General features: G+C 70.8%; 22 protein-coding genes, 1 tRNA gene and 1 riboswitch. Of the genes, 6 read left to right on the top strand and 17 right to left on the bottom strand.

The features are described 5' to 3' along the window. Window positions 1–50 precede the first annotated feature (50 nt). A complete protein-coding gene (locus AB0F04_RS15870) occupies window positions 51–833 on the top strand; it encodes a hypothetical protein (RefSeq protein WP_362041804.1) in 783 nt (260 codons plus the stop codon). Window positions 834–917: 84 nt separating this feature from the next. Here AB0F04_RS15870 and AB0F04_RS15865 read toward each other — a convergent pair whose 3' ends face one another. Next, window positions 918–1,229 carry a hypothetical protein gene (locus AB0F04_RS15865; RefSeq protein WP_362041801.1) on the bottom strand — a complete coding sequence of 104 codons (312 nt, stop codon included), beginning with the start codon at window positions 1,227–1,229 and terminating at the stop codon, window positions 918–920. Between the two features lie 101 nt (window positions 1,230–1,330). Between AB0F04_RS15865 and AB0F04_RS15860 the strand changes: the two genes are divergently transcribed. Next, complete coding sequence (locus AB0F04_RS15860; RefSeq protein WP_003990751.1) at window positions 1,331–1,561, top strand: DUF4287 domain-containing protein; 231 nt, start codon at window positions 1,331–1,333, stop codon at window positions 1,559–1,561. A gap of 70 nt (window positions 1,562–1,631) precedes the next feature. Here the strand turns inward: AB0F04_RS15860 and AB0F04_RS15855 are convergent, their stop codons facing one another. The 3 genes from AB0F04_RS15855 to AB0F04_RS15845 form a co-directional block, all read right to left on the bottom strand. After that, window positions 1,632–2,528: a Bax inhibitor-1/YccA family protein gene (locus tag AB0F04_RS15855; protein ID WP_362041798.1), complete on the bottom strand. Its 897-nt coding sequence runs from the start codon at window positions 2,526–2,528 to the stop codon at window positions 1,632–1,634. Between the two features lie 157 nt (window positions 2,529–2,685). Further along, window positions 2,686–3,861 carry a 4-hydroxybenzoate 3-monooxygenase gene (locus AB0F04_RS15850; protein ID WP_362041795.1) on the bottom strand — a complete coding sequence of 392 codons (1,176 nt, stop codon included), beginning with the start codon at window positions 3,859–3,861 and terminating at the stop codon, window positions 2,686–2,688. Between the two features lie 134 nt (window positions 3,862–3,995). Next, window positions 3,996–4,079 (bottom strand) — tRNA-Leu (locus tag AB0F04_RS15845). Between the two features lie 415 nt (window positions 4,080–4,494). Here AB0F04_RS15845 and AB0F04_RS15840 point away from each other — a divergent pair. Together AB0F04_RS15840 and AB0F04_RS15835 are read left to right on the top strand one after the other, a co-directional pair. After that, window positions 4,495–5,265 (top strand): ABC transporter ATP-binding protein, encoded by a 771-nt coding sequence (locus AB0F04_RS15840; RefSeq protein ID WP_362041792.1) that lies wholly within the window; start codon window positions 4,495–4,497, stop codon window positions 5,263–5,265. A gap of 38 nt (window positions 5,266–5,303) precedes the next feature. Continuing rightward, the gene (locus AB0F04_RS15835) at window positions 5,304–7,838 is read left to right on the top strand and encodes an FtsX-like permease family protein (RefSeq protein WP_362041790.1); all 2,535 of its coding nucleotides are present in this window, start codon (window positions 5,304–5,306) and stop codon (window positions 7,836–7,838) included. Between the two features lie 75 nt (window positions 7,839–7,913). Here AB0F04_RS15835 and AB0F04_RS15830 read toward each other — a convergent pair whose 3' ends face one another. Both AB0F04_RS15830 and AB0F04_RS15825 read right to left on the bottom strand, forming a co-directional pair. After that, a complete protein-coding gene (locus AB0F04_RS15830) occupies window positions 7,914–9,221 on the bottom strand; it encodes a class I SAM-dependent methyltransferase (protein ID WP_362041787.1) in 1,308 nt (435 codons plus the stop codon). Window positions 9,222–9,453: 232 nt separating this feature from the next. Continuing rightward, window positions 9,454–10,842 carry an NAD(P)/FAD-dependent oxidoreductase gene (locus AB0F04_RS15825; RefSeq protein WP_362041784.1) on the bottom strand — a complete coding sequence of 463 codons (1,389 nt, stop codon included), beginning with the start codon at window positions 10,840–10,842 and terminating at the stop codon, window positions 9,454–9,456. A 516-nt stretch (window positions 10,843–11,358) separates the two neighbouring features. Here AB0F04_RS15825 and AB0F04_RS15820 point away from each other — a divergent pair. Both AB0F04_RS15820 and AB0F04_RS15815 read left to right on the top strand, forming a co-directional pair. Next, a complete protein-coding gene (locus AB0F04_RS15820) occupies window positions 11,359–11,631 on the top strand; it encodes a type II toxin-antitoxin system Phd/YefM family antitoxin (protein ID WP_362041781.1) in 273 nt (90 codons plus the stop codon). Beyond that, a complete protein-coding gene (locus AB0F04_RS15815; RefSeq protein ID WP_362041778.1) occupies window positions 11,628–11,897 on the top strand; it encodes a type II toxin-antitoxin system RelE/ParE family toxin in 270 nt (89 codons plus the stop codon). Before AB0F04_RS15820 ends, AB0F04_RS15815 begins: the two co-directional genes overlap by 4 nt. A 25-nt stretch (window positions 11,898–11,922) precedes the next feature. Here AB0F04_RS15815 and AB0F04_RS15810 read toward each other — a convergent pair whose 3' ends face one another. The 11 genes from AB0F04_RS15810 to AB0F04_RS15760 all read right to left on the bottom strand — a co-directional run bounded on the left by AB0F04_RS15810 (window position 11,923) and on the right by AB0F04_RS15760 (window position 23,623). Beyond that, window positions 11,923–12,876: a Ppx/GppA phosphatase family protein gene (locus tag AB0F04_RS15810; RefSeq protein WP_362041776.1), complete on the bottom strand. Its 954-nt coding sequence runs from the start codon at window positions 12,874–12,876 to the stop codon at window positions 11,923–11,925. After that, window positions 12,873–13,403: a DUF501 domain-containing protein gene (locus AB0F04_RS15805; protein WP_362041773.1), complete on the bottom strand. Its 531-nt coding sequence runs from the start codon at window positions 13,401–13,403 to the stop codon at window positions 12,873–12,875. Before AB0F04_RS15805 ends, AB0F04_RS15810 begins: the two co-directional genes overlap by 4 nt. Before the next feature lie 52 nt (window positions 13,404–13,455). Continuing rightward, window positions 13,456–13,932, bottom strand: coding sequence for a septum formation initiator family protein (locus AB0F04_RS15800; RefSeq protein ID WP_362041770.1), 477 nt, complete (start codon window positions 13,930–13,932; stop codon window positions 13,456–13,458). Window positions 13,933–14,044: 112 nt separating this feature from the next. After that, the gene (eno, locus tag AB0F04_RS15795) at window positions 14,045–15,325 is read right to left on the bottom strand and encodes a phosphopyruvate hydratase (protein ID WP_362041767.1); all 1,281 of its coding nucleotides are present in this window, start codon (window positions 15,323–15,325) and stop codon (window positions 14,045–14,047) included. A gap of 260 nt (window positions 15,326–15,585) precedes the next feature. Further along, window positions 15,586–16,272, bottom strand: a complete 687-nt coding sequence (locus AB0F04_RS15790) for a transglycosylase family protein (protein ID WP_362041764.1) — start codon at window positions 16,270–16,272, stop codon at window positions 15,586–15,588. A gap of 4 nt (window positions 16,273–16,276) precedes the next feature. Next, a riboswitch (cyclic di-AMP (ydaO/yuaA leader) is annotated at window positions 16,277–16,443 on the bottom strand. A 228-nt stretch (window positions 16,444–16,671) separates the two neighbouring features. After that, window positions 16,672–17,625: a transglycosylase family protein gene (locus tag AB0F04_RS15785; protein ID WP_362041762.1), complete on the bottom strand. Its 954-nt coding sequence runs from the start codon at window positions 17,623–17,625 to the stop codon at window positions 16,672–16,674. Between the two features lie 139 nt (window positions 17,626–17,764). Continuing rightward, on the bottom strand, window positions 17,765–19,063 hold the full coding sequence (locus tag AB0F04_RS15780; RefSeq protein WP_362041759.1) for a cytochrome P450: 1,299 nt from the start codon (window positions 19,061–19,063) through the stop codon (window positions 17,765–17,767). A 445-nt stretch (window positions 19,064–19,508) separates the two neighbouring features. Further along, entirely contained in the window at window positions 19,509–20,528 is a 1,020-nt protein-coding gene (locus AB0F04_RS15775) for a nucleoside triphosphate pyrophosphohydrolase (protein WP_362041757.1), read from the bottom strand. A gap of 134 nt (window positions 20,529–20,662) precedes the next feature. After that, window positions 20,663–21,313, bottom strand: a complete 651-nt coding sequence (locus AB0F04_RS15770) for a SurA N-terminal domain-containing protein (protein ID WP_362041754.1) — start codon at window positions 21,311–21,313, stop codon at window positions 20,663–20,665. A 142-nt stretch (window positions 21,314–21,455) separates the two neighbouring features. Further along, window positions 21,456–22,955 carry a serine/threonine-protein kinase gene (locus AB0F04_RS15765; protein WP_362041964.1) on the bottom strand — a complete coding sequence of 500 codons (1,500 nt, stop codon included), beginning with the start codon at window positions 22,953–22,955 and terminating at the stop codon, window positions 21,456–21,458. A 38-nt stretch (window positions 22,956–22,993) separates the two neighbouring features. After that, window positions 22,994–23,623: a hypothetical protein gene (locus AB0F04_RS15760; protein WP_362041751.1), complete on the bottom strand. Its 630-nt coding sequence runs from the start codon at window positions 23,621–23,623 to the stop codon at window positions 22,994–22,996. Between the last annotated feature and the right edge of the window lie 105 nt (window positions 23,624–23,728).

Below are 23,728 nucleotides of genomic sequence, written 5' to 3'. Positions count from 1 at the left end.
TCAAGCTGATGTAGGAAGTCGGGGGTCGACTTTGAACCGGGAGTACGTCAGTGAGCGCCATGCCGATCGCGTTGCTGGTCACCACGGCCGCCACGGGCGCCGTGGGCGTCGCCGTCCTGCGCACCGTCCTGCAGCTGCGCCGACAGGTCGCGGCCCTGCACACGGCGCTGGCCGAGAGCCGCGCCGCCACCACCCGTGCGCTGCTGCCGGCCGCTCGCACCACTGCCGACACCGAGGAGATACGCGCCGCCGTGGCGGCCGCACTCGCCGAGGAACGGGAGCGGGAGCTCGCCGAGGCGCGGGCGTTCTGGGCCGCCCAGGAGGCCCGTGACGCCTCCGACGCGCCCTCCCTGCTGGGCCTGCCCGAGGTCGATCTGTTCCTGCCCCGCCAGGCCGATTTCGCGGGTCTTGAGCCGGTGTCCGAGTCCGGCGCGGAGGCCGAGGAGCCGGCCGCCGAGTCCCCGGAGCTGGCCGCGGCCCGCCGTCGCCACCCCTCCCACCCGGACTTCGTACCGGCCCAGTCGCCGGTCGTGAACGACCACGAGCGCACCGTCGCCACGCTGGAGGAGCTGGCTTCCTCGCGTATCGAGCTGACGGACGTGCGCCCGGGCCCGCTGGGCACGCTGGACGTGTACGTCTTCGCCGACGGCACGACCCTGTGCATGACCCCGGGCCACCGGGAGACGGCGGAGCACCTCGCAGCGGCCCTCCGCGCGGGCGCCACCCCGGTCCTCCTGGGCGGCTCCGGCATCTCGGGCGCGTACACCCTCACGTTCGAGTGCGGCGAGGAGAACGTCTACATCCTGGCGGACCGGGTCATCGCGTCCCTGTAGGGAAGCGCCCCTCAGTGGAGCGCCCCGTCAGGGGCGCGGGGAACTGCGCGAGCAACCACGGCCCACCCGCACCCGCGAGCGGCGCTAAACCCCCGCCCGCTTCTGCGCTTCCTCCACCAACCGCACCGCCTCATCGACGTCGGCATCCGCCGGAATCACCACCGCCAGATCATGTCCGGCCACCGTGATCTGATCTGCTGCTGCAAACATCCCCGCGTCAGGCATCTCCCGAGGCTCCACACCCGGCTCCTCAAGAGCCTGCGCCCTCCGGGCCAATTCCCGGGCCAGCTCAAGAGCCTCGGCGGCAGCACCCCGCTGCAACCGGCTCTGGGGCGCAGCCCTCAATCGATCGGCGAAGTGCTCCACCGCACGCGTCAGAGGCGTCGTATCAACCACGCCGCGAGCGTACGCGCCGCACCCGGACTGTTGCCAACGGGCGAACACTCAGGCACGGTGACCTGAAGGACCGGCTTACATCCCAGCGTCCGGAGGCGCCGATGTCCCAAGTCTTCTCCGAAGAGACCCATCGCAACATGCTCGCCCGCATCCCCCACTGCACCGGTCGTCAGATCTCCGACTGGCTGCGCACCGTCGACGAAGGCCCGGCGCTCTTCCGCTTCGAGGAAAAGGTCAGCTGGCTCCGGCACGAACACAACCTCGCGTACGGCCACGCCAAGGCGATCGTCCACGAGTACGACCTGAGGAGGGCCGCGCGCAAACTCCTCTGAGGCGCGCGTTCTCCCCTGACGACGAAGGGCCCCGGCCGAAGCCGGGGCCCTTCGCGCGACGACCGTCAGATCAGTCGCTGCTGTTGAGGATCGACAGGATCCTCAGGAACTCCATGTAGATCCACACCAGCGTCAGCGTGAGGCCGAAGGCCGCGAGCCAGGCCTCCTCGCGCGGGGCGCCGTAGGCGACGCCGTCCTCGACCTGCTTGAAGTCCAGGGCGAGGAAGCAGGCACCGAGGATGATGCCGATGACGCCGAAGACGACGCCGAGGGCACCGCTGCGGAAGCCGAGGCCGTCACCGCCGCCGAACACCGCGAACAGCAGGTTCACGGTCATCAGCAGGATGAAGCCGAGCGCGGCCGCCATCACGAAGCCGTAGAAGCGGCGGTTGACGCGGATCCAGCCGGCCTTGTACGCGATCAGCACACCGGCGAAGACCGCCATGGTGCCGATCACGGCCTGCATGGCCGCACCGTCGGCGATGTGGGTGTCGACGATGTTGGACACGACGCCGAGGAAGACACCCTCGAACGCGGCGTACGTCAGGATCAGCGCGGGCGAGGCCTTGCGCTTGAAGGACTGCACGAACGCCAGGACCATGCCGATCAGCGCGGCGCCGATACCGATGCCGTAGCTACGGCCGATGTTGGCCTCGTCGACCGGCAGCAGGGCCCAGGAGAGCGCCGCGGTGAGGACGAGCACGCCGAGCGTGCTCGCCGTGCGCAGGACGACGTCGTCGATGGTCATCCGGCCGGTGGTGGCCGGGGCCTGCGGCGGCGCGCCGTACTGCAGGTCCTGCTGCTGGGCGTAAGGGTTCTGCGCGTACGGGTTGCCCGTCGGCTGGGCGTACGGGTTGCCCTGGGTGGCGACAGCGGGACCCCCGGCCTGCGGCGCGGTGTTGAAGCCCGCGTAGCCGTTGTCGCGGCTGAACCCCCGTCGCGAGAAGACCGGGTTTCTGCTCCTCATTTCACTCCTCCATGGCCACCAGGCGTGGCCTTGGCTCAAGAGTAATAGGTAGGCAAAGGAATGACCCTACTGCTTGGGGAGGATCTTTCCCTCGTCGTGCTGCGCAACACGCTACGTGGCGTGGTGATTCCCCTCACCGGAGGGGTCGTGTCCGGGCTCACCCGAAGGGGAAGCCCGTGTACGCCTCCGCCAGGTCCGTCTCGGCGGCGCGCGAGGAGGCGATCCGCTCCAGCCGGGCGAGCTGGAGCCGGTCCTCGAAGGGCGTCGCGCCGGGGGCGCGGTGCAGCAGGCTCGTCATGTCGTAGGAGAACCGCTCCGCCTGCCAGACCCGGCGCAGGCAGGTCGCGGAGTAGGCGTCGAGCAACTCCGCCGATCCGGTCTCCTGCCGGTGGATCAGGGCCCGGGCGAAGGTCACGACGTCGCCGACGGCGAGGTTCAGGCCCTTGGCCCCGGTCGGGGGGACGATGTGCGCCGCGTCCCCGGCGAGGAAGAGGCGGCCGTGACGCATGGGCTCGTGGACGTAGGAGCGCATGGGCGTCACCGACTTCTGGGTGATCGGGCCGCGCTCCAGGCGCCAGTCGTCGGCGGTCTCGAACCGGCGCTCCAGTTCGTCCCAGATCTCCTCGTCGCCCCACGCCCCGGCGTCGGTGCCGTCGGGCACCTGGAGGTAGAGGCGGGAGACGGCCGGGGAGCGCATGGACAGGAGGGCGAATCCGCGGTCGTGGCGGGCGTAGACGAGTTCGTCGTGGGAGGGCGGCACGTCGGCGAGGATGCCGAGCCAGCCGAAGGGGTACGTCCGTTCGAAGACCCGGACCAGTTCCGCGGGGATCGCCTTGCGGGCCACGCCCCAGAAGCCGTCGCAGCCGACGACGTAGTCGCACCGGAGGACGTCCTCGCGGCCCTGGTGCCGGAAGCGGATCCGCGGGGCGTCGGTCGCGGCGTCCTCCACGGCCAGCGCCTCCGCCTCGAAGAGCAGGGGGCCGCCCTCCCGGAGGTGCAGCGCGATGAGGTCCTTGCACACCTCGGTCTGGGCGTAGACCATCACGGACCGGCCGCCGGTGAGGGCCGGGAAGTCCACGCGGTGGCGTCTGCGGTCGAAGCGCAGCTCGATGCCGTCGTGGCGCAGTCCCTCGCGGTCCATGCGCTCCCCGGCGCCGGCCGCACGCAGCACGTCCGCCGTGCCCTGTTCGAGGATGCCGGCGCGTTGCCGCCGTTCGACGTAGGAGCGGTCGCGGCTCTCCAGGACGACCGAGTCGATGCCCGCGTTGTGGAGCAGCCGGGCGAGGAGGAGGCCGGCGGGGCCCGCTCCGATGATGCCGACGGTGGTGCGCATCGGACGACCTCTTCTCATCCACGTTCGTCAGGTGAAATTTCTTTCACTATGTGAGTGTGAGTCTCCGACGGCATGCGGTGGCTGTCAACGGGCACGCTGTGAACTCTTCAATGGACCACACAGGGATCGGAAGGTGCCCGGAGCCGGACTCGAACCGGCACGCCCGCGAAGGGGCAGCGAGGTTTAAGCTCGCCGTGTCTGCATTCCACCATCCGGGCAGGCCGTGGGCTCCGCATCGAGGTTCCGAGACTATCCGGAGGGGTCCCTCGAACAGCGGAAGCGTGGACCGATGTTGTCTTATTTTATTGACGTCTGAGGGTGCATCAGCACACGGAACACGCCATCCGCACTTGCCAATAGCCTTGCGTGTGGCAGTCGGCCGTGTATGCGGAATGACGGAATTTCACCGTCTGAACGAGGGCACTCCACCTGTTCTCGACACCCGGAAGCATCTGTTCCCGACACCGGGGCCCCTCAGGGGAGTTCGTCATCCCCAGGTATGACACTGCCCCGCGCGGTCAGACCGCAGTCGGTCCCCGGAACCGGAACAGCGGGGGACTACAAGGCGGCGTGGAACCCGGACGATGGAACACGTCCTTCCCCTGCACAGCCGTCCGACAGGAGTGCCATCCCGTGACCACCGCTTCCCTCACCGACCGGGCCACCGCAGCGGCCGCGCGCGCCACGGATCTGTCGAAGATCTACGGGCAGGGTGAGACCCAGGTGGTCGCCCTGGACCGTGTCTCCGTCGACTTCCGACAGGCGGAGTTCACCGCGATCATGGGTCCGTCCGGCTCCGGCAAGTCCACTCTGATGCACTGCGTGGCCGGCCTCGACTCCTTCTCCTCCGGGTCGGTGCGCATCGGCGACACCGAGCTCGGCTCGCTGAAGGACAAGCAGCTGACCAAGCTGCGCCGGGACAAGATCGGCTTCATCTTCCAGGCGTTCAACCTGCTGCCGACCCTCACGGCCCTGGAGAACATCACCCTTCCGATGGACATCGCGGGGCGCAAGCCGGACAAGGAGTGGCTGGACTCCGTGATCCGCATGATCGGCCTGGCGGACCGGCTCGGCCACCGGCCGTCCCAGCTGTCCGGCGGTCAGCAGCAGCGTGTCGCGGTGGCCCGGGCGCTGGCCTCCCGGCCCGAGATCATCTTCGGGGACGAACCCACCGGAAACCTCGACTCGCGCTCGGGCGCCGAGGTGCTGGGCTTCCTGCGCAACTCCGTGCGGCAGCTGGGGCAGACGGTGGTGATGGTGACGCACGACCCGGTGGCCGCCGCCTACGCGGACCGGGTGGTCTTCCTCGCGGACGGCCGGATCGTCGACGAGATGCACGGGCCGACGGCCGAGTCCGTACTCGACCGCATGAAGGAGTTCGACGCCAAGGGCCGCACCAGTTGATCCCCCGTCAGGACCGACAGAACTGAGAAGAAGAACCCATGTTCCGTACCGCCTTGCGCAATGTGCTGGCGCACAAGGCCCGGCTCCTGATGACCGTGCTCGCCGTGATGCTCGGCGTCGCATTCGTCTCCGGCACCCTGGTCTTCGCCGACACCCTCTCCAACGCCTTCCGCAACCAGTCGGCGAAGAGCTACGACGACGTCGCCGTCGCCGTCTCCTCCCACGCCGACCCGGACGACCCCGAGCAGGAGCCGGGCCTGTCCGGCAAGGTCCTCGACAGGATCTCCGCGGTGGACGGCGTCGCAGGGGTCTACGGCCGTGTCGAGGGCTTCGCCGGGGTCGCCGACCCCGACGGGAAGCTGATCGGCGTCGGCTGGTCCAACAAGGGCTCCAACTTCGCCCCCGGCAAGGACGGCAAGGACGCCGCCTACACGTTCACCGACGGTTCCGGCCCGGTGAAGGACGACCAGATCGCCCTGGACGAGGAGTCCGCCGCCAAGGGCGAGTACAAGGTCGGCGACCGGGTGCGCGTAGCGACCAACGGCCCGGTGAAGGAGTACACCCTCAGCGGGGTGTTCACCACCGAGGACGGCGCGGTCAACGCCGGCGGCAGCCTCGTCCTCTTCGACACCGCCGTCGCCCAGCAGCAGTACCTCAAGCCGGGCTACTTCGAGAGCGTCACCGTCACCGCCGCCCCGGGGGCGAACGACGCGAAGATCCTGGGCGCCGTCAAGCCGCTGCTGCCGGACACCGCCGAGGCGCAGACCGGCAAGGCGCTCGCCGACGAGCAGGCCGAGCAGATCGAGCAGGGCATGGGCAGCCTCAAGCAGGTCCTGCTGGGCTTCGCGGGCATCGCGCTCTTCGTCGGGATCTTCCTGATCTCCAACACGTTCACGATGCTGGTCGCCCAGCGCACCAAGGAGATCGCCCTGATGCGCGCGGTCGGCGCGTCCCGCAGGCAGGTCACCCGCTCGGTGCTCGCCGAAGCCGCGCTGGTGGGTCTGGTCGCCTCGGCCGTCGGTTTCGTCCTCGGCATCGGCCTGGCCGTCGGACTGCGCTCCGGCATGGCCGCGTTCGACATGAAGATGCCGGACGGTCCGCTGATCCTGTCCGCCACGCCGGTGATCGCGGCTTTCTCGGTGGGCGTGCTGATCACGACGTTCGCCGCCTGGCTGCCCGGCCGCCGGGCCGCGAAGATCCCGCCGGTGGCGGCCATGAACAGTGTCCACGCGGTGGCCACCACCAAGTCGCTGGTGCTGCGCAACTCCATCGGTGCGGTCGTCACCGCCCTCGGTGCGACGGGGATCGTGGCGGGTGCCTCGACCGGCGGCGACGACGGCCGCATGTACATCGGGGCGGGAGCCTTCTTCGCGCTGATCGGCGTGATCATCCTGATTCCGCTGCTGTCCCGGCCCGTGATCGCGCTCGTCCGTCCGCTGCTCGTCGGCCCCTTCGGGGTGGCCGGCAAGCTGGCCGGGCAGAACGCGGTCCGCAACCCGCGCCGCACCGGCGCCACCGCCTCGGCACTGGCCATCGGACTGACGCTGGTGACCGGCCTGTCGGTACTCGGCATCACGGTCGGCACGGCCATCGACAAGATGACCACCGACAACATCAAGGCCGACTACATGGTCTCGATGGCCAACGGCGGTGACCTCGACGGCTCGGCACTGACCGCGCTGGAGAAGGCGAAGGGCGTGTCCGCGGTCTCGCCCCAGCAGAGCTCCTACTTCAGGGTCGACGGCGACGACTTCGTCTCCGCCTCGGCGGTCACCCCCGGCGACATCGAGAAGGTCCTGGCCGTCGACGTCGTCAGCGGCAGCGCGGACTCGCTCGCCCAGGGCCGGATCGCCGTCGCCGAGAAGACGGCGAAGAGCAGGGGCTGGAATACCGGCGACACCGTCCCCGTCACCTTCGGCGACGACAAGAAGGCCGAGCTGACGGTCGGCGCCGTCTACAAGGACAGCGAGTTCCTCTCCCCCGTCCTCATCGACCGGAGGATCGTCGACCGGCACGAGACGAAGCCGTCCATCCAGCAGATCTTCGTGAAGGTCGACGGCGGCCAGACCGCGGCGAACGAGAAGGTCGTCGTCGACGCGCTGGGCGACAACCCCGCGGTCAAGGTCATGGACCGGCAGGACATCCGCGACGAGTTCGGCGGCATCATCAACACGATGCTGAACATCATGTACGGCCTGCTGGCGATGGCCCTGATCATCGCCGTGCTGGGTGTCGTCAACACCCTGGCGATGTCGGTCTTCGAACGGCAGCAGGAGATCGGCATGCTGCGCGCGATCGGTCTCGACCGGCGCCGGGTGAAGCGAATGGTCCGGCTGGAGGCCGTGGTCATCTCGGTGTTCGGCGCGGTGATCGGCATCGGTCTCGGGGCGTTCCTCGGCTGGGCGATCGGCGAGACCTTCGCGGACCAGGTCCCGGGGTACACGCTGGTCCTGCCCTGGGACCGGATCGGGATCTTCCTGGTGCTGGCCGGTCTGGTCGGCGTCCTGGCCGCGATGTGGCCGGCCCGCAACGCCGCCCGGCTGAACATGCTGAACGCGATCAAGGCGGAGTGACCTCGCCGCTCCGCGGTACGCCGAAGGGCCGGGTTTCCCGTCACGGGGAATCCGGCCCTTCCCGTCGTGCCCGGGTCAGTCCTGGTCGGGCGCGCCCCAGGTGCGGGCCCGCAGCGGCATCCCGGAGGCGCCCGGCTCCGGGGCGCGGACGGCCAGGACCTGGTTGACACCGATGCGGTTGCGTTCGAAGGCGAGCGCGCAGGCCGCCATGTAGAGGCGCCAGACGCGGGCCCGGCCGGGGCCGGCCAGCTGGACGGCCCGCTGCCAGTCGGCCTCCAGGCGGGACACCCACCGGCGCAGGGTCAGGGCGTAGTGCTCGCGGAGCGCCTCGACGTCGCGCACCTCGAACCCGGCGCGCTCCAGCTGGGTCACGGTCATGCCGATCGGCTGGAGTTCGCCGTCGGGGAAGACGTAGGAGTCGATGAACGCGTCGATGCTGTACGTCGTCTCGTCCCGCTGCGGGCGGCGGGCGATCTGGTGGTTCAGGAGCCGCCCGCCGGGCTTGAGCAGGTCGTACAGGTCGGCGGCGTACTCCAGGTAGCGCTCGGCGCCGACGTGTTCGGCCATGCCGATGGAGGAGATGGCGTCGTAGGGGCCGTCTTGGACGTCGCGGTAGTCCTGGACGCGGATCTCGACCATGTCGGTGAGGCCCTCGTCGGCGACGCGCTTGCGGGCGTAGGCGGCCTGCTCCTGGGAGAGGGTGACGCCGACGACCCGCACGCCGTGCTCACGGGCCGCGTGGACGGCCATGGAGCCCCAGCCGCAGCCCACGTCCAGCAGCCGCCCGCCGGGTCTCAGGCCGAGCTTGCGGCAGACGAGTTCGAGCTTGTCGTGCTGGGCCTGTTCGAGGGTGCTGTCCGGGGTGGGCCAGTAGGCGCAGGAGTACACCATCGACGGGCCGAGGACGATTTCGTAGAAGTCGTTGCCGACGTCGTAGTGGTGGCTGATGGCGCGCCGGTCGGTGTGCTTGGTGTGCAGGTGACGGCGGGGGCTGCGGGCCTCCTCGGGGGGCGGGGCGGGCGGCAGCGGGAGTCCGGCGAGCTTGACCAGTCCGCGGACGGCGGCGCGTACCTCGGGGTCGCGCAGGGCCTGGGCGAGGGTGCGGGCGTCCTCGCCGCGCTCCCAGATGAGACCGGCCAGCAGATCGAGGGTCGTGTAGAGGTCGCCCTCGATGTCGAGGTCTCCCGCGACCCAGGCGCGGGCCAGGCCCAGTTCGCCGGGCTTCCACAGCAGGCGGCGCAGCGCGCGGCGGTTGCGTACGACCAGGGTCGGCGCGCCCGGCGGGCCGGCCTGCGAACCGTCCCATGCGCGGATGCCCACCGGGAGCGGCGCTCCCAGCAACTGTGTGAAAAGGCCCTGCAGCCGCGGCGCGGCGTCTGCCATGGTGTACACCTCCGTGACGAGGAATCCCGGAATGTCCGACACCACGTAAACACCTGCGGGGCTCGGGCGCAGTCCCCGGCACGCGTCATGTCTGGGCAAAACCGCCGCTTCGCCCGGCCGGACGCGGCTGTCCGGCGTTCCGGAGGACCGTGACGGGATGCAGGCACGCCGAAGGGCCTCCCGCACCACGGATGGCGGGAGGCCCTTCGTCGGACGGACGGGTGACGCGAGGTCAGGAGGCCTTGGCCTTCTCCTCGGTCTTCTCCTTCGGCGCGGCGGCGACCGGGGCCGGCTTGGCGGCCTCGTAGAACTCCTCGCGCGGCGTCTCCATGGCGCCGAGCGAGACGACCTCGCGCTTGAGGAACATCGCCAGGGTCCAGTCGGCGAAGACGCGGATCTTGCGGTTCCAGGTCGGCATCGCCAGGCCGTGGTAGCCACGGTGCATGTACCAGGCGAGACGGCCCTTGAGCTTGATCTTCATCTTGCCCATGACGATCATCGCGACGCCCTTGTGGAGGCCGAGACCGGCCACCGCGCCCTTGTTGGCGTGCGCGTAGTCCTTCTGCGGGAAGCCCCGCATGCCGGACACCACGTTGTCGCCGAGGACCCGGGCCTGGCGCAGCGCGTGCTGGGCGTTCGGCGGGCACCAGGCGTTCTCGTTGCCGGCCTTGCGGCCGACGAGGTCCGGGACCTGGGCGTTGTCGCCGGCGGCCCAGATGTAGTCGGTGCCCTTGACCTGGAGGGTCGGCTCGCAGTCGACGTGACCGCGGGGGCCGAGGGGCAGGCCGTAGCGGGCCAGGGCCGGGTTCGGCTTGACGCCGGCGGTCCAGACGATGGTGCTGGAGTCGACCTCGAGGCCGTTCTTCAGCACCACGTGGCCGTCGACGCAGGAGTCCATGGAGGTGGACAGGTAGACCTCGACGCCGCGGCCCTCGAGGTGCTCCTTGCCGTACTTGCCGAGCTTGGGACCGACCTCGGGGAGGATCTTGTCGGCGGCGTCGACCAGGATGAAGCGCATGTCCTCACGGGACACGTTCTTGTAGTACTGCGCCGCGTCGCGGGCCATGTCCTCGACCTCGCCGATGGTCTCCGCACCGGCGAATCCGCCGCCCACGAAGACGAAGGTGAGCGCCTTGCGGCGGATCTCCTCGTCGGTGGTGGAGTCGGCCTTGTCGAGCTGCTCGAGGACGTGGTTGCGCAGGCCGATGGCCTCCTCGACGCCCTTCATGCCGATGCCCTGCTCGGCGAGGCCGGGGATCGGGAAGGTGCGGGAGACCGCGCCGAGCGCGATCACCAGGTAGTCGAAGGGCAGCTCGTAGGCCTCGCCGACCAGCGGGGAGACCGTGGCGACCTTGCGGTCCTGGTCGATGGTGGTGACCCGGCCGGTGAGAACCTCCGCCTTGGGGAGCACGCGCCGCAGCGGGACGACGACGTGACGCGGGGAGATGTTGCCGGCGGCGGCTTCGGGGAGGAAGGGCTGGTAGGTCATGTACGACCGGGGGTCGACGACCGTGACGGTCGCCTCGCCGTAGCGCATCTTCTTCTGGATGCGCCGAGCTGCGTACAGGCCTACGTACCCACCGCCTACTACGAGGATCCTGGGACGCTCCGTGGTGCTCATGCCATCGAGTATCCACCCGTCTCAGGGGGGTGGCTCGTGCGCCCCTTCACAAGCTCTTGCAGGGTGTGTGCTATCCTCCGCGGCCCGCGTGATCCACGTCATGGTGACAACCGGGCTCCTTTGTGCACCCCGGAGCGTTGTCAATGCCGCGTGAGCTGCCTCTCTGTGCCCGAGGACCCTCCGTGAGGGGTTCCGCGACCGCCGCTTCGAATGCCTCCCCGGACACCTCCATACCATGCTTCTGAACATGTTCAAAGGCCTGTTCAGCCCCCGGACGGGTCAACGGGACCCTTCTCGTCGCCCGGGAGGGCCGAATTCCTTGTGAAGAACTTCACGAACTTTTCCGGCGGGCTGTCCCCGGGGGGTCCCTCCGGGCCCCCGGAGACGCTCATTCGTGATCCATGCCTGCTCAGAAGCGGGCTGGGCCACCGACCACGCGATGCCGTCGAGGATCGCGCACGAGCGCGCTTCCCTCCACGGATGCGCCGTGTACACGCTGATGCGTACACCCATTGCATGACTGAGAACACCGTGACCGTTCGGGAAGCTCGCGCGCACCTCGCCGATCACATCAACCGGGCCGAGGAAGGCGTCCCGACCGTCATCACGCGCAACGGCGCACCGGTGGCAGCCGTGGTCCCGATCGCGGACTTCGAAGCGTTGGAGGAAGCGGCCGACGTGATGCTGGCGCGTGAGGCCGAAGCGGTACTGGCCGAGGGAGGCAGCACCGTAACCATGGCGGGATTGCTGGCGGACCTTTTCACCGAGCAGGACGGCGAGGCGGCGTGAAGTACGCCTTCCGGTTCACCACGGCGGCACAACGTCAGCTCCGGGCGATCAGCCGCCCCGACGCTATGCGCATCCTGACCGCGTTGACCGCACTCGGTGACGACCCGTACCGCCAGGACGCCGACGTCAAGAAGCTCACCGGCCCTTCGGGCCTCTACCGGCTCAGGGTCGGTAGCTACCGGGTCGCCTACCAGATCAACGATGGCGAACTCGTCGTCCTCGTGGTCGAGGTGGGCGACCGGCGGGACGTCCATCGCAACCTGTGACGCCCCGCCCGACACCGGCACCGCCTCAGCGCACCTCGGCGGCGCAGCTGTGAGCGATGCCGTCGAGGATGTCGTGCTCGCTCACCACGACCTCCCGTGCGCCGATCCGCTCCATGATCGACAGGAGTACGAGGGCGCCCGCCCCGATCACGTCGACCCGGCCCGGATGCATGGAGGGCACGGCGGCGCGCTCGGCGTGGGTGGAGCGCAGCAGCCACTCGGTGATCTCGCGGACCCGGTCGTAGGAGACGCGGGAGTGGTGGATGGCCTGCGAGTCGTACGCGGGCAGCTCCTGCGCGATCGCCGACACGGTCGTCACGGATCCGGCCAGGCCGACCAGCGTGCGCGTCTCGCGCAGCGGAACCGTCTGCTCGGCGAGGTCGAGCGCGGCCTCGATGTCGGCCCGCATCGCCGCGATCCGTTCCCCGGCGGGCGGGTCGCTCACCACCCCGTCCCGGACCAGGTGACGCTCGGTCATACGGACACAGCCGATGTCCACCGAGCGGGCGGCCCGGACATGGTCGTCGCCCACGACGAACTCGGTCGAGCCGCCGCCGATGTCCACGACCAGGTAGGGCTTGGGCAGGTGGTCGCTCCCGGTGAGCTCCTTGGTGGCGCCGGTGAAGGAGAACTCGGCCTCCTGGTCGCCGGTGATCACCTCGGGCTCGACGCCCAGGATGTCCAGCACACCGCGCACGAACTCGTCGCGGTTCTCGGCGTCCCGGGAGGCGGACGTCGCCACGAACCGCAGCCGCTCCGCCCCGTGCTCCTTGATGATCCCGGCGTACTCACGGCACGCCGCGAAGGTCCGCTGCAGCGCCTCGGGGGCGAGCCGGCCGGTGCGGTCGACGCCCTGCCCGAGCCGCACGATCGTCATCCGGCGGTCCAGGTCGACCAGCTCACCGGTGTCCGGGTCGGCGTCGGCGACCAGGAGCCGGATGGAGTTCGTACCGCAGTCCACGGCGGCGACACGGGTCACTGGGCGTCCTCCTCCGCGGTCGTCACACAGGCGCCCTTGCGCCACCACTCCGGCAGCATCGCCAGCGCCTCGTCGCCCAGCGGGTTCACGCCCGGCCCCGCGGCCAGGGAGTGGGCCACCAGGACGTGCAGGCACTTCACCCGGTCCGGCATGCCGCCCGCGCTCGGGAAGTTCTTCAGCTCCTCGATCTCGTCACGGCGCCGGATGTAGTCCTCGTGCGCGGCCCGGTAGGCCGCCGCCAGCTCCGGGTCCGAGGCCAGCCGCTCGGTCATCTCCTTCATCACGCCGTTGGCCTCCAGCGTGCCGATGGCCGAGTTCGCCTTCGGGCACGTCAGGTAGTACAGCGTGGGGAACGGCGTCCCGTCGGGCAGCCGGGGGGCCGTCTCGACGACGTCGGGCCGGCCGCACGGGCAGCGGTGCGCGATCGCGCGCAGCCCGCGCGGGGGCCGACCGAGCTGCTGCTTGAAGGCCTCGACGTCGGTGTCGGTCGGCTCGGTGCGCGGGGTGGTCGGCGGGGGCGTTTCCATGACTGTCTTCAGGCTGTCTTTCTCTGGGTTCAGGTCACTGGCTGGGGCTGGGTCACCGGTCGGAGGCGTCGGCCTTGTCGACCCCGTCCCAGACGTTCGAGTACCAGGGGCGGTCGGCCGCCCCCAGGTCGGTGCGCGACTGCCGCGCCGCGTGCGGGTCGACGACGATGAAGCCCGTCTCCCCCGGCATGACGTAGTGCAACCGCTGCCGGATCTGCTGCTCGGCGTACGCGTCGTCCTGCCAGCGCGCCTTCAGGTCCCGCAGCCGTTCGACACGCTCGCGGGCCTGCTGCTGTTCGCGCCGGAGGTCGTCGATCTCGGCGCGCTGCGAGACGTACTCCCGCATCGGGTAGGCCAGGGCCACGATCAGCGAGCACATCACCAGGGCGAGCAGCGCGGCCCGGCCGGTCAGCCGCGAGCGGCGGGCCTGGCGCCTGGTCTGGGAACGGTAGACCCGGGCCGCGGTCTGCTCGCCGAGCAACCGGATCCTGGTCGCGGTGGAGAACCGGTCCCGGTCCTTCACGGCCATCTGTCCGCCTCCCGCTCCACCGTCATACGCGCGTACGTCCCCGGACACGGTACGGGACCGAGTACGGGGACGTACGTACGACTGGCTAAGGCTTGACCCGGTGGGTCGGCCGTCAGCCCTTGAAGCGCGGGAAGGCGCTGCGGCCGGCGTACACCGCGGCGTCGTCGAGGATCTCCTCGATGCGCAGCAGCTGGTTGTACTTGGCGACGCGCTCGGAGCGGGCCGGGGCGCCGGTCTTGATCTGGCCGCAGTTGGTGGCGACGGCCAGGTCGGCGATGGTGACGTCCTCGGTCTCGCCGGAGCGGTGGGACATCATGCACTTGAAGCCGTTGCGCTGGGCCAGCTCGACGGCGTCCAGGGTCTCGGTGAGCGAACCGATCTGGTTGACCTTGACCAGCAGGGCGTTGGCCGCGCCCTCCTCGATGCCGCGGGCGAGGCGCTCGGGGTTGGTGACGAACAGGTCGTCGCCGACGAGCTGGACCTTGTCACCGAGCTTGGCGGTGATGGTCTTCCAGCCCTCCCAGTCGTCCTCGAACAGCGGGTCCTCGATGGAGACGAGCGGGTACGCGTCGACGAGCTCCGCGTAGTACTCGGTCATCTCGGCCGCCGAGCGGGTCTTGCCCTCGAAGGTGTAGGAGCCGTCCTTGTAGAACTCGGAGGCGGCGACGTCGAGGGCCAGGGCGATCTGCTCGCCCGGGGTGTAGCCGGCTTCCTTGACGGCCTCGAGGATGAGGTCGAGGGCCTCGCGGTTGGAGCCGAGGTTCGGGGCGAAGCCGCCCTCGTCGCCGAGGCCGGTGGCCAGGCCCTTGCTCTTCAGGACCTTCTTCAGCGTGTGGTAGACCTCGGCGCCCCAGCGCAGGGCCTCGGAGAACGACTCCGCGCCGATCGGGGCGATCATGAACTCCTGGATGTCCACGTTGGAGTCGGCGTGCGAGCCGCCGTTCAGGATGTTCATCATCGGCACCGGCAGCAGGTGCGCGTTGGGGCCGCCCAGGTAGCGGAAGAGGGGGAGGTCGCTGGCCTCGGAGGCGGCGTGGGCGACGGCGAGCGAGACGCCGAGGATGGCGTTGGCGCCGAGGGAGCCCTTGTTGTCGGTGGCGTCCAGGTCGAACATGGCCTGGTCGATCAGGCGCTGCTCGGTGGCGTCATAGCCGACCAGCTCCGGGCCGATCTGCTCGATGACGGCGAGGACGGCCTTCTCCACGCCCTTGCCGAGGTAGCGGTTCGAGTCGCCGTCGCGGAGCTCGATGGCCTCGAAGGCGCCCGTGGAGGCGCCGGACGGGACGGCGGCACGACCGGTGCTGCCGTCGTCGAGGCCGACCTCGACCTCGACCGTGGGGTTGCCTCGGGAGTCCAGGATTTCCCGGGCTACGACGACGTCGATGGACGGCACGAGCATCTCCTTCTTCATGTGACGCGGTACGCGGGTCGCGCGGACCCGGCGAGGTGCGGGCCCGGTGGCTCGCGACATGAGCCTAACCGGCTCGGGGCGATCGGCCACCGGGTCGCCCACCCCATGGACAGAACCGAGCGTAAATTGTTTCCGAACGGAACAAAGACGGTTGCCGAAAAAACCCCGCCCCGGTGCGTACGGGGGATGACGCACCGGGGCGGGGAGCGGGTGGACCCGGGAGGGTCCGGGTGGGCCGCTGCTTACTTCAGGTGCAGCTGCTGGCCCGGGTAGATGAGGTCGGCGTCCTCGACGATGTCCTTGTTCAGCTCGAACAGCTTCTCCCAGCCGCCCTTGACCTTCTTGTCCGCGGCGATCGAGCCGAGGGTGTCACCCTTGACGACCTTGTACTCGCCGTCGCCCTTCTTGACCTTCTTGCCGGTCGGGGTGGTGACGGTCTTCTTGGCCGCCGGGCGCTCGTCCGAGCGGGAGGCCGGCTGCTGCTGGGTCTCGCGGGTCTCGGTGCTCTGCTGCTGCGAGGAGCTGCCGGAGTCGCTCGAGGAGCCGCCCCCGGTGGAGGCACCCGACAGGCCCTTGCCGCAGACCGGCCAGGCGCCCTTGCCCTGGCTCGCCAGGACCTTCTCGGCAATCTCGATCTGCTGGGCCTTGGTGGCCTGGTCGGCGGTGGAGGCGTACTGGGTGCCGCCGTAGCCGGACCAGGTGGAGGCGGAGAACTGCAGACCGCCGTAGTAGCCGTTGCCGGTGTTGATGGACCAGTTGCCGCCGGACTCGCACTGGGCGACCGCGTCCCACTCGGAGGTGGTGGCGGCGGACGCGTTGCCGGCCGCCATCAGCGGGGCGGCGACGGCGGCGCCGGTGACACCGGCGATGGCGATGGCCCGGGTGGCCTTGGACGGACGGCGGTGCGTGCCCTTGCCGGAAAACAGCATGGATGGATCCCCTCACCGACGCCTGCGAGGTGAGCTGTCGGGTTCGGGCCGGTTGAGTTGCCCGGCCACGTCCCTGACGGGACGCGGCTTCACCCCAAGCCCTTCCGGCACAACCGGCCGGTCGGGCACCTACCTTGGGTCCCCCGCTCCTGCCTACGGCGCTTGACGCGACGACTGTTCCCGTGCGGCCGCTGGCAGGATTCGGCGTTGCGGCAGCCGGGGCTCGCGGTGGCGAGCGGTCTCGACCGTAGACACGAGATCCGCGGAATTTCAAAGACGATCAAGGCTTCTGAGATCTATCTCTCACGGGCCCAAAACGGGACATCAGCCGCGAAACATGACGTGAACTCACCCGGTTTCGGGGCGACTTCGGTTGCCGTTTCCGTACTGTCCGAACGGCTACTTCTCGTCCGCTTCGCCCTCGACCGTGAGCGCCTGACCGGGGAGGATGAGGTCCGGGTCGGCTCCGACCTCCTTCTCGTTGCCCTCGTAGAGCGCGTGCCACCCCCCGTCGACACGAAGGGCGTCGGCGATGGACCAGAGGCTGTCGCCGATACCCACGATGTAGGCACCTTCGGACGTATCGCCGGAACTCTCTTCGGCGGGCGCGGAGTGACGCCCCGTGGACTTCTCCGCACCGGCGCCGTCGGGGTCGCCGGTTTCGTCGGCACTGGGGCCGCGATGACGGCCGGAGCCGCTGTCGGCCGGTCGCGAGGAGCCGTCACCCTGCCGGGCGTTGTCGGCCTTGTCGCTCTTGGAGGCGTCCGGGGAGGAGCCGTCGGACCGCCGCTCCCGCGACGAGTCGGGGGATTCGGTCGACTTGTCCGGCTTGACGCTTTCATCCTTCGAGGTGGACGACGCGTCAGGAGAGGGCGAGGAAGTGTCCGAAGGGGACGAGCCGAGCGAGTCGAGCAGGCCGGGCGAGTCCACCTCGCCGGACGAGTCGGACGCGTCGGACGAACCGGAGCCGGACCCCTTGCCCTGCTCGAGGCCGGAGAGCAGTCCACAGGTGCGCCACGCGCCGACTCCCTCGTCGGCGAGGATTCTCTCGGCCACGGCTATCTGCTGGGAGCGGCTGGCCAGGTCGGGGCTCGCGGCGTAGTCCAGACCGCCGTGACTCTCCCAGTCCTCCTGGGACAACTGCAGGCCGCCGTAGTAGCCGTTGCCGCTGTTCTCGCTCCATGCGCCGCCGGTCTCGCAGTCCGCGACCCGGTCCCAGGTCGTGCCGTCGGCAGCACTGGCACCGGAGGCCCCGAGGAGCGGGATCGCGATGGCGGAGCCGGTGACTCCGGCCGCGACGAGGAGAGCCGGAGCCTGGCGGGGGCGACGGTGCCGACCGTTCCCGGAGAGCATACGGAGACCTTTCACGCGACAGCAGTGACCGACGCGGCGTGCATCCCTCCGCGTTGATGGGTGAACGTATCGGCAGACGATCACTTGTCACAAGTTCATGCCGCGCAGATCACGTGAAGATCACAGGCCTGATGTTTCGTCACCTGCCAGTCGGTGCTGCCGGTGCTGCCGGTGCGAACTCCACCGGCAGCGTGCGCAGCCCGCGCATGATGAGGCCGCCGCGCCAGCGCAGCTCGGCCGGATCGGCGGCGAGCCGGAGGTCCGGAAGGCGGGTGAGGAGAGTGGCGAGCGCGGTCTGGCCCTCCAGGCGGGCGAGCGGGGCGCCGAGGCAGTAGTGGATGCCGTGGCCGTATCCGAGGTGCTGGTTGTCGCCGCGTGAGAGATCCAGTACGTCCGGATCGGCGAACCGCTCCGGGTCCCGGTCCGCGGCGGCGAGCACGACGAGGACGGGGTCGCCCGCCTCGATGCGCTGCCCGCCGAGGGTGAGGGACTGCGTGGCGAAACGCCAGGTGGCGAGTTCGACGGGGCCGTCGTAGCGGAGGAGTTCCTCGACGCCGGTCTCCAGCAGGCCGCGCTCCCCGGCGGCGAGGGACGCCTGGAGCCGGGACCGCTGTCCGGGGTGGGTGAGCAGGGCGTAGGTGCCGTTTCCGATCAGGTTGACGGTTGTCTCGAAACCGGCGAACAGCAGGATGAAGGCCATGGCCGCCGCCTCGTTCTCGGTGAGGTGCTCCCCGTGGTCCGAGGCGCGGATCAGACCGGAGATGAGGTCCTCGCCGGGGGCGGGCTCGGCGGGCAGCGCCTCGCGCTTGCGGTGGATGAGGTCGGCCAGGTAGCCGCGCATCTTCTTCACCGACCGCGCCACACCGCCTCTCGGCCCGCCCTGGTGACGGATCATCATGCCCGCCCAGTCACGGAAGTCGTCCTGGTCCTCGGGCGGGACGCCGAGCAGATCGCAGATGGCGTAGATGGGGAGCGGGAAGGCGAACTCGTGGATCAGGTCGGCGGATCCCTCCGCCGCGAAGCCGTCGATCAGCGTGTCGGTGAGCTCCTGCACCCGCGGCGCGAACTCGGCGACCCGGCGGGGTGTGAACGCCTTGGACACCAGCCGCCGCAGCCGGGTGTGGTCCGGCGGGTCGATGTTCAGCAGATGCGTCATCAGCTCGGCCTTGCGCTCGCCGGGGATGCCCGTCTTCCCCTTGGCGTGCGCTGGTTCGTCGTGATGCGCCGGGTTCTTGGAGAGCCGGTTGTCGGCGAGCGTCTGCTTGGCGTCGGCGTACCGCGTGACCAGCCAGGCCTCCACACCGCTCGGCAGTCGCGTCTTGTGGACGGGGCTGTGCTCGCGGAGCCAGGCGTAGGCGGGGTAGGGGTCGCTCGCGAACTCCCAGGTGAAGAGATCGGGAGCGGTCGCGGCAGGGCTGGGCTGGGGCTGGTCGGTCACTCCTCGACCGTATCCGGCTTCCGGCAGCGGCCCGCCACCGTCACGGCGCGGGGCGGGGCCCGCGGTCTGTTGCGCGACCGCCACGGCCGAGCGGCTGCTGCGGCCTGCCCTCATCCACGGGCCCGGCCGAGCGGCTGCCGCGACCTGCCCTCATCCACGGACCCGGCTGAGCGGCTGCCGCAGCCTGTCCTCATCCACAGGCCCGGCCGAGCGGCTGCCGCAACCTGCCCTCATCCACGGGCCCGGCTGAGCGGCTGCCGCAGCCTGCCCTCATCCACGGGCCTGGCTGAGCGGCTGCCGCCGCCTCCGTCCACCCTCACGCCCGGCCGAGCGGCTGCCGCCGCCTCCGTCCACCCTCACGCTCAGCTGAGCGGCTGCCGCCGTCCCGTCCGCCCTCGGCTGCTCGGTTGTGCGGCTTTCGTGCCCTTCCCCGCCCCCGGGTCGCTCAGCCCTCGGCGTCCCTGATCGCATCCCGGTACGCGCGGGCCGCCGCCCTGAGGGCCGCCTCCGGGTCGACGCCCTCCGACTCGGCCCGCACGGCCAGGGCCAGCAGCTCGTAGCCGATGCCCTCGCCGGGCGGGAGCGGTATCTCCAGGTGCGCTGTGCGGACGCGGGAGGCCAGCTTGGCGGCGAGGGCCAGGCCGGGCTGGCCGAGCGGGATGCCCTCGGTGATCGAGGTGCGCTGCTTCTCGACCGCCTTCGTGCGCAGCCAGTGCTCCCTGACCTCCTCGGGCGTGCCGGCCGTCGCGTCGCCGAAGACATGCGGATGGCGGTGGATCAGCTTGGCGACGATGCCGCCGGCCACGTCGTCGATGGAGAAGGGTTCCGACCCGTCCTCCGGCCGCCCCTCCTCGGCGATGCGGGCGTGGAAGACGACCTGGAGAAGGACGTCGCCGAGCTCCTCGCGCAGTTCGTCACGGTCGCCCTCCTCGATCGCCTCGACGAGCTCGTAGGCCTCCTCGATGCCGTACTTCGCCAGGCCCTCGTGGGTCTGCCGCGAGGACCAGGGGCACTCGGCGCGGATGCGGTCCATGACCTGGACGAGGTCGAGGAGGCGGGCGCCGGGGAGGTCGTAGGAGGCGGGCAGCAGCTCCAGCTCGGGCATGGCGGCACGGCCGGAGCCGGCCAGGCGGGCCAGGCCGTCCGTGAGAGCCGGTTCGCCCTCGCCCGTCGCCACCACGACCACCGTGTGTCCGCCGGCGCAGATGTCGAGCAGCTCCTGCGCGGTCGGGGACGCCTCGGCGACGGTGATCCCGGCCTCGCGCAGATACGGCAGCTGCGGATGCGTGCCGTCCGCGCACAGCACCTGGTCGGCCTCGTGCAGGGCCTGCCAGGCCGGCCAGGAGAGCAGGCCGGGGGCGACGCGGTGGCTGGTGGTGAGCAGGACGATGCGGCCGGGGGCGGCGGCCGCATCGGGAGCGGTCCGCTCGGGGCCCGGGGTGGCTTCGGGGCTGTTGGCGTTCACGGTTCGAAGCTATCCCACGCCACCGCCGGCACCCGAAGTCGTCCACAGGTCCCCGGTTCGCGGGTGCCCTGCGGGTGGGCCCAGGGCCCGGAGGGCGGGTGCCGGGTGTCCTCCGGGTGGGCCGTCGTCCTGCTCTACATCCCCTGCTGCTGCGTCTGCGCCGTCGTCACGTCCCGTACCCAGGGCGTCTTGGCCTCGGCAGGCCTGCTCTTCTGGACGTCCCAGGTGCCGTAGCGCGGGTTGAGGTCGACGTCCAGGTCCTTGGAGGCGTCGGACAGGGCCTTCCAGAACTCGGGGCGGTCGGTGGTCGTGCCCAGCTTCTCGGCGAGTTTCTGGGCCTCCAGCTGCAGGCGGAGGTTGTCGTCGAGGCGCTGCGGCGGGACGCCGTACTGCTGGAGCCAGGTCGTCTCCAGCCCCTTGGCGCCGCCGGCCTGCTGTTCCAGGCCGGACCGCATCGCCTGGACCTCCTTGCGGGAGACGGTCACTCCGGCGTTCTCGGCGGCGCGGTGCAGCACCCGGTCCAGGACCATGGTGTGCAGGGTGTCGCGGGTGAGGGTGCCGGTTCTGGCGATGGCCTGCTGGTACTGGGCCTCGTCCTGGGCGGCCGCCCGCTGGGCCGCGCGCACCTCGCCGACCCGTTCTTCCAGCTGGGAGACGGTGATCCGCTGGCCGCCCAGCACGGCTGCCGCGCCGGGATGCGCGTCGTTCCCGCAGGCGGTGAGCAGGGGCGCCGCGGCGGCGATCGCGGCGGTGAGGAGGAGCGCGGTGCGACGGCGGCGGTGCAAGGAAACCTCCCGAGGAGATTGTGCGACGGTGCACAAGGTCTTGCGATGATCGATGGTAGGCAGTGGTCCAGCTCTGGCCAACCCATTCGACCAACGATTCACCGGGACTTCCGGCACCGCCGCGCCTCAGCCGGGGCGGTCGTCAGCCGCGGACCTGCCCCAGCCACTGCAGCGTCCTGCGGATCTCCGCCCCGAGCGGGTGCCCGTGGCCATGGGTGCGCTCCACGTCGTGCAGCAGCCGGGCCAGGGTGTCGTGGGCGGCGCCGCGGTCGCCGAGAGCGAGCTGGAGGTGCCCGATCCGGCGCCGGACGTCGTGCGCGAGCTCGGGTCCGCCGGCGGCGACGTACTGGTTCTCGTAGTACGGCAGCACCGCCCGGTACTCGGCGAGCGCCGCGGCCGGTTCGCCCAGCTGTTCGAGACACTGGGCGGCTTCATAGCGGCAGCGCAGGGCTTGCGGGTCGGCCTGGCCCGCCTCGGCGGCGCGTTCGTCCGCGAGCCGGCGCAGCTCGGGCAGCGCACGCCGGTACTGACCGTCGTCGAGGAGCGTGGCCGCGTACTGCTTGCGCAACGTGCGCACCACCGGGGAGTGCTCGCCGTGCTGCTCCGCCGCCACGGGCAGGATCGCGCCGAGGATGTCGACGGCCTGGGTGATGCGGCCCTCGCCGAGGAGCCGCTTGACCTCGTCGACGGCGCGGACGATGTCCGTCAGGCCCGTGGTCTCGGCGACGGGTGCGGCGGGCGGCGCGGGCTGGGGCGCCGGGGTGCGCGCACGATCCGGCCAGGGGGCGTGCGGGCGCAGGAACGGGCGGGTGGGATCCAGGGCGGCTCCGGTGGGCGTGCCGTGCGCCGGCAGGAGCGGCTCCAGCTGTTCGTAGACCTCCTGCGCGGAGGCGGGCCGGTGCTGCGGGTCCTTGGCGAGGAGGCGCAGGACGAGGGCTTCCAGGGCCTCGGGCACTTCGGGGCGGATGCGGCGCACGGGCAGCGGGGGTTCGTACAGGTGCCGGTGCAGGACACCGAGGACCGTGGAGCCGGAGAAGGGCACGTCCCCGCTGAGCAGTTCGTGCAGGACCACACCGAGCGCGTACAGGTCGGTGTACGGGCCGACGGCGCCGCCCATCGCCTGCTCCGGTGCCATGTAGGCGGGCGAGCCGATCGGGGTGCCGGTGTGCGTGAGGCGGGTGGTGTCGGCGTCCATGACGGAGGCGACGCCGAGGTCGAGGACGGTGACGGTGCCGTCCTGCTTCACCATCACGTTGCGCGGCTTGAGGTCGCGGTGGACGATCGGCACGGCGTGCACCGCGCTCAGCACGGCGCACAGCTGCGCGGCGACCGCGACCGCCCACGGCCAGGGGTACGGGGAATGCTCGGCGAGGTGGCCGGCGAGGTCGGCGCCGTCGATGTACTGCATGACGAGGAACAGCTCCTCGCCCTCACTGCCCGCGTCGTGCACGGTGACCAGGCCGGGGTGGTCGACCTGCGCGGTCACCCGGCACTCGCGCACGAAGCGGCGGCGCAGTTCCTCCGCGTCCTGACCGGCGACCTTGTCGGGGCGCAGCAGCTTCACCGCCACGCGCCGGTCGAGCCGCTGGTCGTACGCCGTCCAGACCTGGCCCATGCCGCCCTGCCCGAGGACGGCGGACAGTTCGTAGCGGCCGGCGACGACACGTCCTGCCGCCGCGGTCACCGTCCGTCCCCGTGAGGGCCGTCCCGGTGGCCTTCGCCCTCGTGCCGGCGCAGGTAGTCGCTGAGCTCGTCGAGTTCGGCGCGGACCTGGTCGATGCGGGCGGGAGCGGGGCGCCGGGGGGACGGGGGCGGCTGCATCGGGCCCGCGGCCGGAGGCGTGTCGTGCGGGGCGGGGGCGGGGGGCTGCGGGACCGGCGTGGACGTCGGGGCGTACGGCGGCGCGGGGTGCGGGTAGCCGTACGGGGTGTGCGCGGCGGTCGGGACGGTCGGCGCCTGGGGCGGCGCGTAACCGGCGAACGCCCGCCGCCGGCCGTGGTGGCCGATGTCCACGACGAGGAAGTAGATGGCGGCACCCGCGCCGAGCAGCAGGATCATCGCCAGTGCGAGGTCGGTGCGGCGGTCGCTCTCCGGCAGCGAGCCGATCACGGCGAAGCAGGCGATGGACAGCGGCAGGCTCACCCACGCCAGCACCCAGTCGAGGGCCCGGCCGCGCAGGACGGCCACCCGGAACAGCGGGACGCAGGCCAGCACGCCGCAGGTGAGGAACCCGGCTGCGGCGAACAGCACGCGCAGAGAGATGACCGTTGCCGCGCTGCGGGGAGGCGGCGCCGCGCCGTGGCCGTACATGACTGCTCCTGGACCGGTGTGACCGATGGGGACGGACGTGCGAGTGACTCGGACCCTGTAGGGGATCCGAGCGTATAGCCCGACACGGACAACCGGTCACGGGTT

The sequence above is a fragment of the Streptomyces sp. NPDC029041 genome, assembly GCF_040637515.1.
In the GTDB taxonomy this organism is placed as follows: Bacteria; Actinomycetota; Actinomycetes; order Streptomycetales; family Streptomycetaceae; genus Streptomyces.
The sequence above is the reverse complement of the archived record's forward strand: the minus strand, read 5'-3'. Positions and strand labels throughout refer to the sequence as shown.